General features: G+C 55.8%; 17 protein-coding genes. 5 read left to right on the plus strand and 12 right to left on the minus strand.

The window, feature by feature from the left end:
- Window positions 1–256: 256 nt before the first annotated feature.
- The 5 genes from anmK to pdxY all read left to right on the plus strand — a co-directional run bounded on the left by anmK (window position 257) and on the right by pdxY (window position 4,881).
- Window positions 257–1,381 carry an anhydro-N-acetylmuramic acid kinase gene (gene anmK, locus ACSPHG_RS10825; protein ID WP_435953463.1) on the plus strand — a complete coding sequence of 375 codons (1,125 nt, stop codon included), beginning with the start codon at window positions 257–259 and terminating at the stop codon, window positions 1,379–1,381.
- Between the two features lie 92 nt (window positions 1,382–1,473).
- Window positions 1,474–1,797: a C-type lysozyme inhibitor gene (gene mliC / locus ACSPHG_RS10830; protein ID WP_435953464.1), complete on the plus strand. Its 324-nt coding sequence runs from the start codon at window positions 1,474–1,476 to the stop codon at window positions 1,795–1,797.
- Between the two features lie 57 nt (window positions 1,798–1,854).
- The gene (gene pdxH / locus ACSPHG_RS10835; RefSeq protein ID WP_435953465.1) at window positions 1,855–2,511 is read left to right on the plus strand and encodes a pyridoxamine 5'-phosphate oxidase; all 657 of its coding nucleotides are present in this window, start codon (window positions 1,855–1,857) and stop codon (window positions 2,509–2,511) included.
- A gap of 141 nt (window positions 2,512–2,652) precedes the next feature.
- Window positions 2,653–3,927 carry a tyrosine--tRNA ligase gene (gene tyrS / locus ACSPHG_RS10840; protein WP_435953466.1) on the plus strand — a complete coding sequence of 425 codons (1,275 nt, stop codon included), beginning with the start codon at window positions 2,653–2,655 and terminating at the stop codon, window positions 3,925–3,927.
- Between the two features lie 93 nt (window positions 3,928–4,020).
- Window positions 4,021–4,881, plus strand: coding sequence for a pyridoxal kinase PdxY (gene pdxY / locus ACSPHG_RS10845; protein ID WP_435953467.1), 861 nt, complete (start codon window positions 4,021–4,023; stop codon window positions 4,879–4,881).
- 251 nt (window positions 4,882–5,132) lie between these two features.
- Here the strand turns inward: pdxY and gstA are convergent, their stop codons facing one another.
- The 12 genes from gstA to ACSPHG_RS10905 all read right to left on the minus strand — a co-directional run bounded on the left by gstA (window position 5,133) and on the right by ACSPHG_RS10905 (window position 16,523).
- The gene (gene gstA, locus ACSPHG_RS10850) at window positions 5,133–5,735 is read right to left on the minus strand and encodes a glutathione transferase GstA (protein WP_435953468.1); all 603 of its coding nucleotides are present in this window, start codon (window positions 5,733–5,735) and stop codon (window positions 5,133–5,135) included.
- 109 nt (window positions 5,736–5,844) lie between these two features.
- On the minus strand, window positions 5,845–7,347 hold the full coding sequence (gene dtpA / locus ACSPHG_RS10855) for a dipeptide/tripeptide permease DtpA (protein ID WP_435953469.1): 1,503 nt from the start codon (window positions 7,345–7,347) through the stop codon (window positions 5,845–5,847).
- Between the two features lie 614 nt (window positions 7,348–7,961).
- Window positions 7,962–8,597, minus strand: coding sequence for an endonuclease III (nth, locus tag ACSPHG_RS10860; RefSeq protein WP_435953471.1), 636 nt, complete (start codon window positions 8,595–8,597; stop codon window positions 7,962–7,964).
- An 18-nt stretch (window positions 8,598–8,615) separates the two neighbouring features.
- Window positions 8,616–9,302: an electron transport complex subunit E gene (locus tag ACSPHG_RS10865; protein WP_435953472.1), complete on the minus strand. Its 687-nt coding sequence runs from the start codon at window positions 9,300–9,302 to the stop codon at window positions 8,616–8,618.
- Window positions 9,299–9,925 carry an electron transport complex subunit RsxG gene (gene rsxG, locus ACSPHG_RS10870; protein ID WP_435953473.1) on the minus strand — a complete coding sequence of 209 codons (627 nt, stop codon included), beginning with the start codon at window positions 9,923–9,925 and terminating at the stop codon, window positions 9,299–9,301. The genes ACSPHG_RS10865 and rsxG overlap by 4 nt, the downstream gene beginning before the upstream one ends.
- Before the next feature lie 9 nt (window positions 9,926–9,934).
- The gene (gene rsxD, locus ACSPHG_RS10875; protein WP_435953474.1) at window positions 9,935–10,987 is read right to left on the minus strand and encodes an electron transport complex subunit RsxD; all 1,053 of its coding nucleotides are present in this window, start codon (window positions 10,985–10,987) and stop codon (window positions 9,935–9,937) included.
- Window positions 10,988–12,946: an electron transport complex subunit RsxC gene (rsxC, locus tag ACSPHG_RS10880; protein WP_435953475.1), complete on the minus strand. Its 1,959-nt coding sequence runs from the start codon at window positions 12,944–12,946 to the stop codon at window positions 10,988–10,990.
- Window positions 12,939–13,517 (minus strand): electron transport complex subunit RsxB, encoded by a 579-nt coding sequence (rsxB, locus tag ACSPHG_RS10885; protein ID WP_435953477.1) that lies wholly within the window; start codon window positions 13,515–13,517, stop codon window positions 12,939–12,941. The genes rsxC and rsxB overlap by 8 nt, the downstream gene beginning before the upstream one ends.
- The gene (gene rsxA, locus ACSPHG_RS10890; RefSeq protein ID WP_435953479.1) at window positions 13,517–14,098 is read right to left on the minus strand and encodes an electron transport complex subunit RsxA; all 582 of its coding nucleotides are present in this window, start codon (window positions 14,096–14,098) and stop codon (window positions 13,517–13,519) included. Before rsxA ends, rsxB begins: the two co-directional genes overlap by 1 nt.
- Before the next feature lie 77 nt (window positions 14,099–14,175).
- Entirely contained in the window at window positions 14,176–14,616 is a 441-nt protein-coding gene (locus tag ACSPHG_RS10895; protein WP_435953480.1) for a DUF2569 domain-containing protein, read from the minus strand.
- Between the two features lie 99 nt (window positions 14,617–14,715).
- Window positions 14,716–14,931 (minus strand): transcription modulator YdgT, encoded by a 216-nt coding sequence (gene ydgT / locus ACSPHG_RS10900; RefSeq protein ID WP_435953481.1) that lies wholly within the window; start codon window positions 14,929–14,931, stop codon window positions 14,716–14,718.
- Between the two features lie 191 nt (window positions 14,932–15,122).
- Complete coding sequence (locus ACSPHG_RS10905) at window positions 15,123–16,523, minus strand: GH1 family beta-glucosidase (protein ID WP_435953482.1); 1,401 nt, start codon at window positions 16,521–16,523, stop codon at window positions 15,123–15,125.
- Window positions 16,524–16,710 lie beyond the last annotated feature (187 nt).

The raw sequence follows: 16,710 nt of genomic DNA on the forward strand, positions 1-16,710 counted from the left end.
CCAATCGAGCATCCTTCATGGGTAAATTATATGGTATTTAGGTGCGAAGTTTCATATTAGTTCAGCACGCTTGATGTAAAAAGAATAAAAGAGCCGTTCTTAACCGAGGTTAAACGGCTCTCGCATAAGAGGCCGCCTGCAAATGAAATCTGCGCAAGGGCGCGATGTTGTTAAAAAGTATTAATAAATCATCGTATTGAATGTTAGTTTATGGTGCACTATTTAGCCCAATCGGCGTGGCTTACAGGAGTAGTAGATGAAATCTGGACGTTATATCGGCGTGATGTCGGGCACCAGCCTCGATGGCATAGATGTTGTTTTAGCGGCCATTGATGAGCATCTGGTCGTCCAGCTTGCCAGCTACAGCCATCCCATTCCGCTTGAGTTAAAGAACGCTATTCTCGGGATTTGTCAGGGGCAGCAGCTGACGCTCTCTCAGCTTGGCCAGCTTGATAACCGGCTGGGTAAACTCTTTGCGCAGGCGGTGCAAACCCTGATGGCGAGCCAAGGCTTAACCCGCGCCGACGTCATGGCCATTGGCTGCCACGGGCAGACGGTGTGGCATGAACCGCAGGGCGAGGCGGCGCACACCCTGCAGATTGGCGATAATAACCAGATCGTTGCGCTGACGGGCGTTACCGTAGTGGGTGATTTCCGCCGTCGGGATATGGCGCTTGGCGGGCAGGGCGCGCCGCTTGTGCCCGCATTCCACCACGCGCTCCTCGCGCATCCCACCGAACGTCGGATGGTGTTAAATATCGGCGGCATCGCGAATCTCTCGCTGCTTATTCCGGGTCATGCGGTAAAGGGTTACGACACCGGCCCCGGCAATATGCTGATGGACGCCTGGATCTGGCGACAGAAGGGTAAGCCCTACGACAAAGACGCCGAGTGGGCGAACAGCGGCAAGGTTATCCTGCCGCTTCTCCAGCAGATGCTGAGCGATCCTTATTTTGCGGCACCGGCACCGAAAAGCACCGGGCGCGAATACTTCAACTACGGCTGGCTTGAACGCCAGCTCGGGGCGTTCCCAGGGCTTGCCAGCGAAGATATCCAGGCCACCTTGACCGAGCTGACCGCCGTCACTATCGCCGAGCAGGTGCTGTTAAGCGGCGGCTGTGAGCGCCTGATGGTCTGCGGTGGCGGAAGCCGCAATCCGCTGCTTATGGCGCGTCTGGCGGGCCTGCTGCCGGGTATCGAGGTCAGCACTACCGACGAGGCGGGCATCAGCGGCGACGACATGGAAGCGCTGGCGTTTGCCTGGCTTGCGTACCGCACCATGTCCGGCCTGCCGGGCAATCTGCCCTCCGTGACGGGGGCGTCAGAGGCGAGCGTGCTGGGTGCGATTTATCCCGCCAACCCGCTGCATAATCAGAGTTAACTGAAATTATCTTCATCCCAATATCTCTACACTGAAGAAGAAAAGGGAGGGGCCAGCCCCTCCAGGGATAAGAAGATCTTCAGGATACGCAGATGAAAAAACTACTGGTTGCCACCCTTCCTTTACTGCTTGCCAGCTGTAGCTATTACAACGGCTTCGTTGAGCGGATGCATACCGATACGTTGCAGTATCAGTGCGACGAAAAGCCGCTCACCGTGACGCTCAATAACGATAAGCAGATGGTCAACTTCGTTTACGATAACGACATGCTGTCGCTGACTCAGGGCCTGTCAGCATCCGGCGCGCGCTATACCGACGGCGTGTACGTATTCTGGTCTAAAGGCGACACCGCGACCGTGTATCGCAAAGACACCGTCGTGCTTAATAATTGCCAGTTACAAAATCCCCAGCGTTGAGATTTCTCAGGGTGGAGCGCACAATAGCTCCACCTGACTCTAGCCTGACGTAACGCCATGTCTGATAACGACTCTTTGCAGCAGATCGCGCATCTGCGCCGTGAATACACCAAGGGTGGCCTGCGCCGCCACGATCTCACCGACAGGCCTCTCGACCTGTTTGAGCGCTGGCTTGCCCAGGCCTGCGAAGCCAAATTAGCCGATCCCACGGCGATGGTGGTGGCAACGGTTGACGAAACCGGTCAGCCGTACCAGCGCATCGTGCTGCTCAAGCATTTCGACGAGCGCGGCCTGGTGTTCTACACCAACCTCGGCTCGCGCAAGGCGCATCACCTGGAAACCAATCCGCGCATCAGCCTGCATTTCCCGTGGCATATGCTCGACCGCCAGGTGATGGTGCAGGGGACAGCAGAACGTCTTTCCACGCTTGAAGTGATGAAATATTTCCACAGCCGCCCGCGCGACAGCCAGATTGGCGCATGGGTGTCTAAGCAGTCCAGCCGTATCTCCGCGCGCGGTATTCTGGAAAGCAAATTCCTCGAACTGAAGCAGAAATTCCAGCAGGGCGAAGTTCCATTGCCGAGCTTCTGGGGTGGATACCGCGTTTCCATCGAGCAGATGGAGTTCTGGCAGGGCGGCGAACATCGTCTGCACGATCGCTTTTTATACCAGCGTGAAGGCGATGCCTGGAAAATAGACCGCCTCGCCCCTTAACGCCTGGAATTATTGTTTTAAGCGCTGGTACTCCGTGGGCTGGCGCTTTATTCTATGTCCCCTTAGAAATTAACTCCTTTCGCCACAAGGCGAAAAGCCGTGTACCGGCAAAGGTGCAGTCGTATATACATGGAGAATTTGATGGCAAGCATCAATTTGATAAAACAATTGCAAGAGCGGGGCCTGGTGGCTCAGGTAACGGACGAGGAAGCGTTAGCGCAGCGTTTGGCGCAAGGGCCAATCGCGCTCTATTGCGGCTTTGACCCTACCGCCGACAGCTTGCACTTGGGCCATCTGGTTCCACTGCTGTGTCTGAAACGTTTCCAGGAAGCGGGCCACAAGCCGGTTGCACTGGTCGGTGGCGCAACGGGCCTGATCGGCGACCCGAGCTTCAAGGCCGTGGAGCGCAAGCTCAACACCGAAGACACGGTGCAGGAGTGGGTTGAAAAAATTCGCCGTCAGGTTGCACCGTTCCTCGATTTCGACTGCGGTGAAAACTCGGCGATTGCGGCGAACAACTACGACTGGTTTGGCGATATGAACGTGCTGACGTTCCTGCGTGACATCGGCAAACACTTCTCTGTTAACCAGATGATTAACAAAGAGGCGGTAAAACAGCGCCTGAACCGCGACGACGTGGGCATCTCCTTTACCGAGTTCTCCTACAATCTGCTGCAGGGCTATGACTTCGCGTGCCTGAACAAGCTGCATGGCGTAGTGCTGCAAATCGGTGGTTCCGACCAGTGGGGCAACATCACCTCCGGTATCGACCTGACCCGCCGTCTGCATCAGCAGCAGGCGTTCGGCCTGACCGTTCCGCTGATCACCAAGTCTGACGGCACCAAGTTCGGCAAAACCGAAGGCGGCGCGGTGTGGCTCGATCCGAAGAAAACCAGCCCGTACAAGTTCTACCAGTTCTGGATTAATACCGCCGATGCCGACGTGTATCGCTTCCTGAAGTTCTTCACCTTCATGAGCCTTGAAGAGATCAACGCTCTGGAAGAAGAAGACAAAAATAGCGGTAGCGCGCCTCGCGCCCAGTTCGTGCTGGCCGAGCAGGTGACGCGTCTGGTGCACGGCGAAGAAGGCCTGGTGGCGGCGAAACGCATCACCAGCAGCCTGTTTAACGGTAACCTGAGCGATCTGACGGAAGCTGACTTTGCGCAGCTCGCCCAGGACGGCGTGCCGATGGTTGAACTGGAACGCGGTGCCGATCTCCAGCAGGCGCTGGTGGATTCCGAGCTTCAGCCTTCCCGCGGTCAGGCGCGTAAAACCATTGCGCAAAACGCGATCACCATCAACGGTGAAAAGCAGGCCGACCCGGAATATACCTTTGCCGATAGCGACATTCTGTTCAATCGCTATACCTTGCTGCGCCGGGGTAAGAAAAACTACTGCCTCGTTTGCTGGAAGTAATTAAGAAAGACCAGAAGGGCGCTGGATGCACAATCCGCGCCCTTTATTTTTGCCACAAAAACACAACAGTTGTTGTTCCACCGGGGTCGCACTATGAAGAACATCCTCGCCATCCAGTCTCATGTGGTATTCGGTCACGCGGGCAACAGCGCCGCCGAATTCCCGATGCGCCGACTGGGCGCCAACGTCTGGCCGCTGAATACGGTACAGTTTTCTAACCATACCCAGTACGGGAAATGGACCGGCAGCGTGATGCCAGCCAGCCACCTGAGCGACATCGTGCAGGGCATTGCCGATATCGGCCAGCTGCAGCGCTGTGATGCGGTGCTGAGCGGCTATCTTGGTTCAGCCGAGCAGGGCGAGCATATCCTCTCTATCGTGCGTCAGGTGAAGGCTGCTAACCCGAATGCGAAATATTTCTGCGATCCGGTCATGGGGCATCCTGAAAAGGGCTGCATCGTTGCACCGGGCGTCTCAGAGTTCCATACGCGTTACGCTATGCCAGCAAGCGACATCATCGCGCCAAACCTGATTGAGCTTGAGATTTTAAGCGGCCATCCGGTGAATACCGTTGAAGAAGCGGTAAGCACCGCCCGCGAGCTTATCGCGCAGGGGCCGGAAATCGTGCTCGTGAAGCACCTTGCCCGAGCCGCTATGCAGCAGGATCGTTTTGAAATGCTGCTGGTCACGGCGCAGGAAGCCTGGCACATCCACCGCCCGCTGGTCGACTTCGGCGAACGACAGCCGGTTGGCGTGGGCGACGTCACCAGCGGCCTGCTGCTGGTTAAGCTGCTACAGGGGGCCAGCCTGCGCGAAGCGCTGGAGCACGTCACCGCAGCGGTTTACGACATTATGGTGGTGACGAAAAAGATGGGCGAGTACGAGCTACAGCTGGTGGCAGCCCAGGACGGTATTGCGAGGCCTGAGCACTTCTTTACGGCCGTTGCGCTGTAATAAAAAAGGCGGATGGCGCTCGCGCTTATCCGCCCTACACTAAATATGATGATTCCGCAGTTCCGTAGGTCGGGTAAGCGTAGCGACACCCGACACAATTCGCACCGTGTTCCGTAGGTCGGGTAAGCGCAAGCGCCACCCGAGACAATTCGCACTGTATTCCGTAGGTCGGGTAAGCGTTGCGCCACCCGACACAATTCGCACCGTGTTCCGTAGGTCGGGTAAGCGCAAGCGCCACCCGACAAAACGCTCTAAATCCCTTCGGCAGCCAGCGCCGCCGCAACCGCCGGGCGCGCCTTCATTCGTTCCATAAACGCTTCGATATTCTTGAGATCGCCAATCTCGAGCTTCAGCGCCTGCGCCCAGCGCAGCACGGTAAACAGGTAGGCATCCGCCACGCTAAAGCGCAGGCCCATCAGCCACTGTTTATCATTCAGCTCTTCGTTCACGTAGTGGAATTTTTTCTCCAGCGCTTTACGCGTTATCGCCTTGAATTCGTCCGGAGTGGCCGGGTTAAACAGCGGGCTAAAGCCTTTGTGCAGCTCGGTAGCAATATAGTTGAGCCATTCCAGCGTGTGGTAACGGGTCATACTACCGGCCGGGGCAAGAAGCTGGCGGTCAGGCACTTTATCCGCAAGGAACTGCACGATGGCAACGCCTTCGGTAAGCAGTGAACCGTCGTCAAGCAGCAGCGCAGGAACCTGGCCCTTGGCGTTGACCTCAAGATAGTCATCACCCTCTTCGGTTTTCTTTGCGGCAAGGTCGACTTTTACCAGCGAGAAGTCCACGCCGGTTTCGCGCAGGATGATATGAGGGGAGAGGGAACAGGCACCAGCTTTATAATACAGTTTCATTACGACACTCCAGTGGGCGCTAAGATACCTTATGTTAGTCCCCCCGCAGGTAAAAAAAAAGCCGTTGAGCGTGAACCCAACGGCTATAAATCAAACGTTTCCCGCTACATTATGCGGTGACGGTTTTCTTGGCGGCGTCGCCTTCGTCACTCTGCGTCATGCGGTTAAGTTTTGGCGCGACTGCAAACATCAGCACGGCGATAACGGCGGTAACAATACCAATCTGCATGAACACGTGTCCGTAAACGGCCAGAGACTGCAGTGGATCGGTCACGTTCTCAGGTACCGCCATCAGATTTGCAACTTTACCCGCGATGATGGCCGCGCCAGCGGTAGTCAGGAACCAGCTACCCATGATGAAGCCCATCAGGCGCTGTGGAACCAGCTGTGCAACCATTGCCAGGCCCAGACCGGAAATCATCAGCTCGCCGATGCTCTGCAGCGCGTAGCTCAGAATCAGCCAGCTTACGGAAACGATACCCGCGTCAGAGGCGAATTTGGCACCCAGCGGCAGCACGAGGAACGCCAGGGAGCACAGCACCATACCGATGGCGAACTTGTGCGGCATTGGCAGACGGTCACCCATCTTGTTGTAGATGGCCGCCAGAATCGGGCTACCAATCATGATCCAGAATGGGTTAAGCGCCTGGAACTGCTCCGGCTGGAACGTGATGCCTAAAATGGCATGCTCAACGTTACGGATAGCAAAGAAGTTCAGGGAAGTCGGCATTTGGCTGTACAGCACGAAGAAGACGATAGCCTGCATCATCAGCACGAAAGCAACGATCATCTTACGACGAGCCGAACCTTTCATAGCGATAGCTTCTTTAGCAAAGATAAACACGATGCCAAGAGCAACAACGCCCAGAACCATGCGCGCGATGCCCTGGTTGTGCAGCAGCCAGGTGGCGATAACAACCAGAACCACAATGCCGACGATAGTAGCGATCAGCTTGCCGAAGTGAATCGGTGCAAAGTCAGGCTTGGAGCCGTAGTCTTTGACCCACCTCTTGCAGAACATGAAGTTAACCAGCGTAATCAGCATACCCACAAAGCTTAGCGAGAACGCCACGCTCCAGCCGAACTTAGCGGCGAGCCATGGCGTTGCCAGCATAGAGAAGAAGGAACCGATGTTGATGGACATGTAGTACATGGTAAATGCACCATCAAGACGCGGGTCATCTTTCTCATAGCAGGTAGAAAGCAGGGCAGACGGGTTAGCCTTGAACAAGCCATTACCGACGGCGATTGTCGCCATACCCATATAAACTACAGCGGCGTCGTGCCCGGAATACGCGACCAGCGCATAACCGATAGCCAGTACGATCGTACCGAGCATAATGACACGTTTGGTGCCGAGAACTTTATCACCCAGCCAGCCGCCGATAGCCACAAGGCCATAGACCAGGGCGCTGAATGAGGAGAACAGCGTGATGGAGTCCGCTTCGGACATACCCAGCATTTTGACCAGGTAAACGGCCATGATGCCTTGCAGGCCGTAGTAACCAAAACGCTCCCACAGTTCGATAGAGAAAATCAGATAGAACGATTTTGGTTGTTTGAAAGCGTTCAGGCTGACGCTTTCTGCTGGTTTATTGTTTGCAGTCGACACATATACCTCTTTTTTTACATCCCACTTTAACAGGAGTTTTATAAGCGTGAAGCCCTGTGACTTTCACTTTATTGTTATTAAGGGAGGGGGAAACGGCGGGTAATGTTCACTATATAGCGACGTCAGGCAAGGGGTTTGTAATACTCTGTTACATATATCCGAGGCCGGATAATGCTCTTTTCCGCCATTTGTTATTCAGCGTTAAATTTTAAGAATTCAATCTTTACCGAGCAAATATCTTTCAGGGTAGGCATAAGGCTGACATTTAGAGATATGTTCTGCTGTTTAATCGCAAAGGTAGTGATATGGGCCAGTCATTAAGAAACATCCAGTTTAATGTATTGCTTAAGGTTCCGTATTAATCACGATCGCCATGATTTATCGACAATTAAATGACCAAAATTTAACATGGTGTTATCAGGGTGATCTGCATCACATATTTATAGAAAATTCTTATCGTAAAAAAACGATTAACCTGCTGAGACGGTTATTCACCAAATGAAATAAATCTTACGGGAAGGGTTACGAAACAAACCGTTGTAAATTGATATCTTTCTGAAAGGCATGTGAAAAGAGGGGTTTTCGCCCGCCGTGTTTCCGACGGGCCTGGGTAATCAGAGTTCGACTTTGTCCTTGAATTCACAAAGATCTTCAATGATGCAGGAGCCGCAGCGTGGTTTGCGGGCGATGCAGGTGTAGCGGCCGTGTAAAATCAGCCAGTGGTGGCAGTCGACCTTAAACTCGGCGGGCACAACCTTAAGCAGTTTGTCCTCGACCTGTTCGACATTTTTACCGGGGGCAAAGTTTGTACGGTTACAGACGCGGAAAATATGGGTATCAACCGCGATAGTCGGCCAGCCAAAAGCCGTGTTGAGCACCACGTTCGCGGTTTTTCTCCCCACGCCCGGCAGCGCTTCAAGCGCCGCGCGGTCCTCTGGAACCTCGCCGTTGTGCAGCTCCAGCAGCATTCGGCAGGTCTTGATAACGTTTTCCGCCTTGCTGTTAAACAGGCCGATGGTTTTGATGTAGGACTTCACGCCGTCTACGCCCAAATCCAGCATTGCCTGCGGGGTATTGGCTACCGGATACAGCCTGGCCGTGGCCTTGTTGACGCTGACGTCGGTCGCTTGGGCGGAAAGCAGTACGGCAATCAGCAGCTCGAAAGGGGAGCTGAAGTTCAGCTCCGTGGTCGGGTGCGGATTGTTATCCCGCAGGCGGGTTAAAATCTCCAGCCGTTTCGCTTTGTTCATGCTACTCCCTGTCCCAAATTAGGCTTTCTCCACGTTTCCCTGTACCACCAGGCTTTGAGCCGCGCGGCGTTTCTTCATTTTCTCATCAATAAGGTACTTCACCGCCAGCATCAAACCCAGGCCGATAAACGCGCCGGGCGGCAGCATTGCGAGCAGGAAGGGCGTATCGGTATGAAATACCTCGATGCGCAGGACTTTGGCCCAGCTGCCGAGCAGCCCGTCAGCGCCGTCGAACAGCGTGCCGTTGCCGATAATCTCACGCAGGGAGCCTAATACGAACATGGCGCTGGTCGCCCCGAGGCCGATGGCAAAGCCGTCCAGCGCCGCCATCGGCACGCTGTTTTTCGCCGCAAAGGCTTCCGCACGGCCGATAACAATACAGTTGGTCACGATAAGCGGAATAAAAATGCCCAGCGACTGATACAGCCCGTAGGCGTAGGCGTTGATCAGCATCTGCACGGTGCTCACCACCGAGGCAATGATCATCACGTAAATCGGAATACGGATTTCGTCAGGCGCCCAGCGGCGGATAGCCGACACGGCGGCATTGGTCAGCGTCAGCACAAGCGTCGTTGCAAGCCCCAGCCCGAGGGCGTTGGTGGCGGTGGAGGTGACGGCCAGCAGCGGACACATGCCCAGCAGCTGCACCAGCGCGGAGTTATTTTTCCATAACCCCTGAACGATAACTTCTTTTACATCACTCATGGCTGTGCTCCACAGGATGATAATTGTGCCAGGCGAGGCGGCAGGGTTTCGGCGAACAGCCCGGCGCGTTTCACTGCGTTAACCACGGCGCGCGGCGTGATGGTCGCGCCGGTAAACTGGTCAAACTGGCCGCCGTCTTTCTTCACCGCCCAGGTCGCGTCATCCGCGCCCTGAATGGTTTTGCCGGAAAAGTGGGTGATCCAGTCGCTCAGGCGCAGCTCTATTTTATCGCCGAGGCCCGGGGTTTCATGATGTTCGATGACGCGCGTGCCGAGCACCGTGCCTTTAAAATCCGCGCCAACCAGCAGTTGAATAGCGCCAGAATAACCGTCCGGGGCGGTGACTTCCATCACCACCGCAACCGGTTCGTCGCCTTTGCGCGCAACATACATCTTGCGATCGCCCGCGCCAAGCTGAGGGTCGTTCACGACGGAACAGCTTTGCTGAATATCGTTATCGTACATGTCGGCAGGCAGCACCTGGTCAAATAGCAGCTTTTGCTGCAGCGCGGCCTGACGGTCGATGGTCGGCTTCGTCAGCTCGTTGACCAGCGCGGTCAGCCCGGTTGCCAGCGCGGCAAAGACGGCCAGGGTCACGCCATGTTTTTGCATTGTTTTTAGCATGACGATTCCTTAACGGTGGCCGTAAACGCGCGGGCGGGTGTAGTAATCAATGAGCGGCACGGTGATATTCGCCAGCAGCACCGCAAAGGCAACGCCATCAGGATAGCCGCCGTAGGTACGAATCAGCCACACCAGCAGGCCCGCCAGCGCGCCAAAAATCAGGCGGCCACGGTTGGTGGTGGACGCGGTAACCGGATCGGTAAGAATAAAGAACGCGCCGAACATCGTGGCACCGGAGAAAAGATGAATCACCGGCGAGACGCATTTTTCAGGGGAAAACAGCCAGCCGAGGGTAGCGCAGACCGTAAGCGTCAGCAGGAAGCTCACCGGGATATGCCAGTTGATGGTACGCCGCCAGAGCAGGAGCAGGCCGCCTGCTAAAAACGCCACGTTAACCCACTGCCAGCCCAGGCCGGCAATCACGCCCCTGTAGATGGTAGCGTTCATCAAATCCGCCGGAGAATGTCCCGCGTGCAGGCCGGTTTTAAACGTATCAAGCGGGGTCGCCTGGCTGATGCCGTCCACGCCCATGCGCAGCTGCGTGATGGTATCGCCTGCGGACGTGTGGCCGGTGAAGATAACGTGCAGTACGTCTGCAATGCCCGGCACGCTGGCGGCGATGGACTGCGGCGGCAGCCAGGAGGTCATCTGTACCGGGAAGGCAATCAGCAGCACCACGTAACCGATCATCGCCGGGTTAAAAGGGTTATGCCCCAAACCGCCGTAAAGCTGTTTTGCGATAATGACCGCAAAAACGGTGCCGAGAATAATCATCCACCACGGCGCAAGCGGCGGGATACTGATCCCCAGCAGCAGGCCGGTAAGGGCGGCGGAATTGTCGCCAAGCGTAAGACGCAGCGACTGCTTGCGCAGCTTGACGACCAGCGCTTCGGCGGCGACGGCGCTGATTATGCCGAGCGCAATCTGAATCAGGCTACCCCAGCCAAACCAGAAGCACAGCGCCGCGATGCCCGGCAGGGCGGCACAGGAAACCAGCAGCATGATTCTCGACGTGCTGCGCTGGTTATGGGTATACGGGGAGCTTGCGATTTTAAAAACCATTTATTCCTCTGGCACCATCTGCTGAGCGGCTTTACGTGCCTGTACGCGGGCGATGGCCGCAGCGACAGCCGCTTTTCTTGGGTCTTGTTCTTCTGTTGATTCGGTCACTTCTGCCGTCGCCTGCTGCTGTGCAGCTTTGCGGGCTTTGGCCCGAGCGATCGCTGCTTCGACGGCGGCTTTACGCGGATCGACCGGCGTGGCAGGTTCTGATTCAGCGACAGGCTCGCTGGTAGCCTGTTCCGCCTTGCGGGCTTTGGCCCTTGCGATAGCCGCTTCAACGGCCGCCTTGCGCGGATCGACGGCTCCCGAATCGGCGGCTTCAACCTGCAACGCTTTCTCAGCCTGCTTCGCTCGCGCCTGGGCTTTGCGGGCCTCGCGGGCGGCGATGATTTCGGCGTTATCCGGCGTGCTGCCTGCCTGGACGATAATCGGTTCGCTGCTTTGCGCTTTTTTGCTTTTCACGCGCGCAAGGGCGGCCTGAATAGCGTCATTGTCTTTCGCATTCGGCTGCACCGCCGCCTGCTTGTGTCTTTCCTGACGGGCCGCTTTTTCACGTTCCAGACGAGCCTGACGCGCCTCAAAGCGGATCTTCGCCTCGGCGGTGCGTTTCGCCTCGAGTTCTATCTCGCGGATCTCTGCTTTTTCCTGGCGGAAATACTGCACCAGCGGGATGTTGCTCGGACAAACGTAGGCGCATGCGCCGCATTCAATGCAGTCTTTGAGATTGTGTGCCGTGGCCTTGTCGTGCTGCTGGCCTTTGCTGAACCAGTAGAGCTGCTGCGGGAGCAGATCCGCCGGGCACGAATCCGCGCAGGCGCTACAGCGGATGCAACCCTGTTCTTCGGGCTGCTCGCCCATCTCGCTCGGTGACGGAGCCAGCAGGCAGTTGGTGATTTTCACCACCGGAACCTCAAGCCACGGCAGGCTAAAGCCCATCAGCGGGCCGCCCATAATCACCTGCTGTTCCTGTCCAGGTCGGAAACCGGCGAAATCTAACAGATGGCGAACGGGCGTGCCGAGGCGTGCCCAAACGTTGCCCGGCTGGGCAACGGCTTCACCGGTCAGCGTAACCACGCGTTCGGTCAGCGGTTCGCCGTCAATAATCGCACGCTTAACCGCGAAGGCCGTCCCAACGTTCTGCATCAACACGCCGATATCGGACGAGCGGCCGCCGTGGGGAACCTGTTTGCCGGTGAGGATTTGCGTAAGCTGTTTTGCGCCGCCGGAAGGGTATTTGGTTGGGATAACGCGCAGTACGATATCGTGCGCGTCGGTCAGCACCGCGCGCAGCATTGAAATAGCCTGCGGTTTGTTATCCTCAATGCCGATCAGCACGCGCTGGGGTTTAAGGATGTGCGCCAGAATGCGCACGCCCTCGATAATTTGCGCGGCGCAGTCCTGCATCAGGCGGTCATCTGCCGTAATGTACGGCTCGCACTCGGCGGCGTTAATAATCAGCGTGTCGATTTTATCGCCGCCGCCGTGCAGTTTGTTGCCGGTCGGGAAACCCGCACCGCCCAGCCCGGCTACGCCAAACTGGTGAATGCGTTCAATCAGCGCTTCGCGGCTGCGGCAGGTGTAATCCGGCCACGGGTCTTTTTCAAACCAGGTATCTTCGCCGTCGGCTTCAATAATTACGCTCAGCTCTTCCAGGGCGGAAGGGTGGGCGGTGGAGTGCGGCGCAATGGCCGTGACGATACCGGACGTCGGCGCGTGGACGGGCAGCATTCTGCCGCGACCTTTGGTCAGCGGCTGGCCCCGCAGCACGGTATCGCCGGCTTTGACGCAGAGTTCGCCTTCTGCACCAATGTGCTGCTTCAGCGGCAGCACCAGCTGTTTAGGCAGCGGAACCTGGCGCAACGGCGTGCCGTTTGACTGGGTTTTCATCTCCGGCGGATGGATGCCGCCGTCAAAATCCCAGATTTTGTCTTTATTATAGCGTTTGAAGAAATTAAGCATGTTGTTCCACCGGAATGTTACGTACCGGAATGGTCTGGAGATCCCATTTCCAGCTCTCCGTGGTGGTGGCGACCGGGCGCAGTTCGATGCAGCGCGTTGGACAAGGGTCAACGCAGAGGTTGCAGCCGGTGCAGAGATCGCTCATCACCGTGTGCATCGCGCGGGTCGCGCCCACGATGGCGTCTACGGGGCAGGCCTGAATACATTTGGTGCAGCCGATGCAGTTGGCTTCGTCGATGATTGCCAGCATACGCACCGGGGCTGCGGCCGCGGCGTCGCCTTCAATAGGCTGCGGATCGACGTTAAGCAGGGTAGCAATTTTTTGCATCACGGCTTCGCCACCGGGGGCGCACAGGTTTATCTTCGCGCCGCTGTTGCCGACGGCCTCAGCATAAGGGCGACAGCCCGGATAGCCGCACTGCCCGCACTGGCTTTGCGGCAGCAGCTCTTCGATTTTTTCGACAATGGGGTCTTCCTCCACCGCGAACCGGCGCGCGGCGTAGCCGAGGATCAGGCCAAAGACCAGCCCCATCAGGGTAATCGCAAGAATAGCAATCCACACGCCGCTCATCAGAACTTCACCAGCCCGCTGAAGCCCATAAAGGCCAGTGACATCAGCCCGGCGGTGATTAAGGCGATGGAGTTGCCTTTAAAGGGGGCCGGAACGTCAGAGACGGCGATACGTTCGCGGATTGCCGCAAACAGCACCATCACGAGAGTAAAGCCCACGGCTGCGGAAAAGCCGTACAGCGCGGACTGCAGAAAATTATGGCCGAGGTTAACGTTTAATAGCGCCACGCCCAATACCGCGCAGTTGGTGGTAATAAGCGGCAGGAATATCCCTAATAAACGATAAAGCGCCGGGCTGGTTTTGCGGACGACCATTTCGGTGAACTGCACCACAACGGCAATAACCAGAATAAACGCAAGGGTACGTAAATAGACCAAATCCAGCGGGATAAGAATCAGGTCGTTAATAACCCAGGCGCAAATAGAGGCCAACGTTAATACGAAAGTGGTAGCGAGCCCCATGCCAATAGCTGTCTCCAGTTTTTTGGAAACGCCCATAAACGGGCACAGGCCAAGAAACTTCACCAACACGAAGTTATTGACCAGCACTGTACCAACAAAGAGCAGCAAGTAATCTGTCATTTTCTAACCTGAAACAAAAAAAGCCGTCCATTATCGGTGAAATTAAAAACGCCGACAACGGAGCATTTATAGGGTTATTACGGATTAATAAACGTTTCTTTCACGCGCTTCGATCGTTTGAGGTAAGGCACCAGCAACGAGGCGGCAAGCAGCGGGAACAACAGCTGGCGTAGGGCGAGGTCGTCACTGACCGGGGAAAAAGCGAACGCTTTAATTGCCAACAACACCGAAATCAGTAACCAGAGAATGTAATGACGCACAACGTTTTTACGGCGTTTAAAGAACGCGATGGTCAGCCACACGGTGTAACCCCACATGGCGATGGCGCAGGCGACCGAGAAATACCAGAACAGCACCATGTTTTGCCCCTGAGCGCCCATCAAACGATGGCTTTCCGGTGAGATAAGCATCATCAAATAGATAACCAGCGCGATGGAGCTGCTAAGCAAGGTCAGCAGAAGCCAGGCGAGAGGGGCAATTAGCCAGCCTGCAATGCGCGGCGCTTGCGTGGTAGTCATGTAGCCTCCCGGGTGCAAAAAAACGATATGCGTACCTTATGGGTGAGATAAGGCGGGGAGATTATAAGACTTTTTACGCGTAATGCTACACGCAAGCGGTTACACGACGTAACGCCACACCGATTTAGGCACGCATCCGAGGTCAAAAAGACGGCCGCCGGAAACCAGCTCCGCGCGGCGATGATCGGCGGCGCGGTACATATTCATAATGTCCTGAGAATCGGTAAGGCTGTAATTAAGGTGGTCGAATAATTTCTCGAGGCTTTCCAGACTGCTAATTTTTCTGAACTTCATTAAATAGTCTTGCGCTGTCATAGGGGGCGAATGTCCATGCGTGAAGTATTTGGCTTGCTTACTGTGCCGTAAGATCGGCCAGAATAATAAACGCAGATGGGGTTTTTACTTAGCGCAATTATGTACTGAAGGATTATTTAGGAGTTTTCTACAGGAGAACTTCGCATTTGCTCAGGCGCAATAAATGCGCCCGAGCGGTTAACGCAAATTAATCAGCGTTTTTCACCACGGCTGGCAATCAATTCCTGATACCAGAAGAAGCTTTTTTTACGCCTACGGGCAAGGCCGTTCTGGTGGTCAACATACACGAAGCCGTACTGTTTCTGGTAGCCGTTGAGCCAGCTCAGCAGATCGATGAACGACCACGGATAGTAGCCGCGCACGTCCGCGCCTTGCTGCATAGCGGCTTCCACCGCATCGATATGGATTTTAAGATAATCAATGCGCGGATCGTCTACCACCTCGCCGTCGATTATCGGATCTTTGGCGCCTAAACCGTTTTCGGTGATATAAATCGGAATATCGCCATAGCGGGCTTTAATCTGCAAAATACCGTCGGTTAATCCCTGCGGATAAATTTCCCAATCCCAGTCGGTATAAACGCCCTGCGGATTACGGACAAATTTAAATAAGTCTTTAAAGCCAAATTCATGGCCGCTATTTTTTTCGCCGCTGTGGTTCGACTGGAGGTGCGTTTGCTGATGGTTGGCGGCAACCGTTTCGCGCTTGTAATAGTTAAGGCCGATAAAATCGCAGATATTTTCTTTCAGAAGCTGTTCGTCGCCGGGCGCAAACAGCGGCACGTTCCACAGCGCCTGGGTTTTCGCCAGCAGCTCGGCCGGGTATTCGCCTTTGAGTACCGGATCGTAAAGCCAGTGCGTCCAGATGCCGTCAGCAAGGGCTGCGGCCTGTTTATCTTCCGCCGAGTCGGTAAGCGGGGTATGGGTTTGCAGCACGTTCACGAAGCCGATTGTTCCGTCAATTCCGCTGCTGCGGAATGCGTTAACCGCGCCGGCGTGGGCAACGAAAACGTGGTGACATGCCTGAATGGCGCGGGCGGGATCGCGCACCGACGGCGGGTGGCTGCCGGTAATATAGCCGTGGCCGATGAATACCACGGTTTCGTTGAACGTTGACCACAGCTTCACGCGGTCGCCAAAGCGGGTATAGCACAGGCGGGCGTAATCTACGAAAGCCTCTGCGGTGGCCCGGTTTTCCCAGCCGCCTTCGTCCTGCAACGCCTGCGGCAGGTCCCAGTGGTAGAGCGTAATCATCGGCTCAACGTTGTTTTCCACCAGGCAATCAATCAGGTCGCTATAAAACTTCACCCCGGCTTCGTTGACCGCCCCTCGACCCTGCGGGAAAAGACGGGGCCATGAAATGGAAAATCGATAGCTTTGCAAGCCCTGTTCAGCCATCAGCGCGACGTCTTCGCGGAAGCGATGGTAGTGGTCAACGGCCACGTCACCGTTGGTGTTCTGGAAGGTGGTGCCGGGCTTGTGGGCAAAAATATCCCAGATTGAAGGGCCTTTGCCGTCGGCGTCGTGACCGCCTTCAACCTGATACGCCGCGGTAGCGGCACCCCAAAGAAAATGCTGCGGGAAAGCTGACATAACTGCGCTCCTTGAGTTGACTCGACCCAGCCAGTGTAGGCAACGGTTTACAAGCGCAGCAACCGGTTTCTGAAACCGGTTACATATTTGCGAAGTGAGTCACTTTTGAGCTTCATGAGCGAGTGCCTGGCAAGTGTTCAACCAAAACGTAACAAGTAAACTACCTGTTGTTACACTGTAGGGGATG

This window comes from Dryocola baronae (assembly GCF_051297175.1).
GTDB lineage: Bacteria > Pseudomonadota > Gammaproteobacteria > Enterobacterales > Enterobacteriaceae > Dryocola.

Excerpts from the sequence above, each read along its gene's own strand:
- anmK (WP_435953463.1), top strand. The coding sequence starts at position 257 with ATGAAATCTGGACGTTATATCGGCGTGATGTCGGGCACCAGCCTCGAT.
- mliC (WP_435953464.1), top strand. The coding sequence starts at position 1,474 with ATGAAAAAACTACTGGTTGCCACCCTTCCTTTACTGCTTGCCAGCTGT.
- pdxH (WP_435953465.1), top strand. The coding sequence starts at position 1,855 with ATGTCTGATAACGACTCTTTGCAGCAGATCGCGCATCTGCGCCGTGAA.
- tyrS (WP_435953466.1), top strand. The coding sequence starts at position 2,653 with ATGGCAAGCATCAATTTGATAAAACAATTGCAAGAGCGGGGCCTGGTG.
- pdxY (WP_435953467.1), top strand. The coding sequence starts at position 4,021 with ATGAAGAACATCCTCGCCATCCAGTCTCATGTGGTATTCGGTCACGCG.
- gstA (WP_435953468.1), bottom strand. The coding sequence starts at position 5,735 with ATGAAACTGTATTATAAAGCTGGTGCCTGTTCCCTCTCCCCTCATATC.
- nth (WP_435953471.1), bottom strand. The coding sequence starts at position 8,597 with ATGAACAAAGCGAAACGGCTGGAGATTTTAACCCGCCTGCGGGATAAC.
- ACSPHG_RS10865 (WP_435953472.1), bottom strand. The coding sequence starts at position 9,302 with ATGAGTGATGTAAAAGAAGTTATCGTTCAGGGGTTATGGAAAAATAAC.
- rsxG (WP_435953473.1), bottom strand. The coding sequence starts at position 9,925 with ATGCTAAAAACAATGCAAAAACATGGCGTGACCCTGGCCGTCTTTGCC.
- rsxD (WP_435953474.1), bottom strand. The coding sequence starts at position 10,987 with ATGGTTTTTAAAATCGCAAGCTCCCCGTATACCCATAACCAGCGCAGC.
- rsxC (WP_435953475.1), bottom strand. The coding sequence starts at position 12,946 with ATGCTTAATTTCTTCAAACGCTATAATAAAGACAAAATCTGGGATTTT.
- rsxB (WP_435953477.1), bottom strand. The coding sequence starts at position 13,517 with ATGAGCGGCGTGTGGATTGCTATTCTTGCGATTACCCTGATGGGGCTG.
- rsxA (WP_435953479.1), bottom strand. The coding sequence starts at position 14,098 with ATGACAGATTACTTGCTGCTCTTTGTTGGTACAGTGCTGGTCAATAAC.
- ACSPHG_RS10895 (WP_435953480.1), bottom strand. The coding sequence starts at position 14,616 with ATGACTACCACGCAAGCGCCGCGCATTGCAGGCTGGCTAATTGCCCCT.
- ydgT (WP_435953481.1), bottom strand. The coding sequence starts at position 14,931 with ATGACAGCGCAAGACTATTTAATGAAGTTCAGAAAAATTAGCAGTCTG.
- ACSPHG_RS10905 (WP_435953482.1), bottom strand. The coding sequence starts at position 16,523 with ATGTCAGCTTTCCCGCAGCATTTTCTTTGGGGTGCCGCTACCGCGGCG.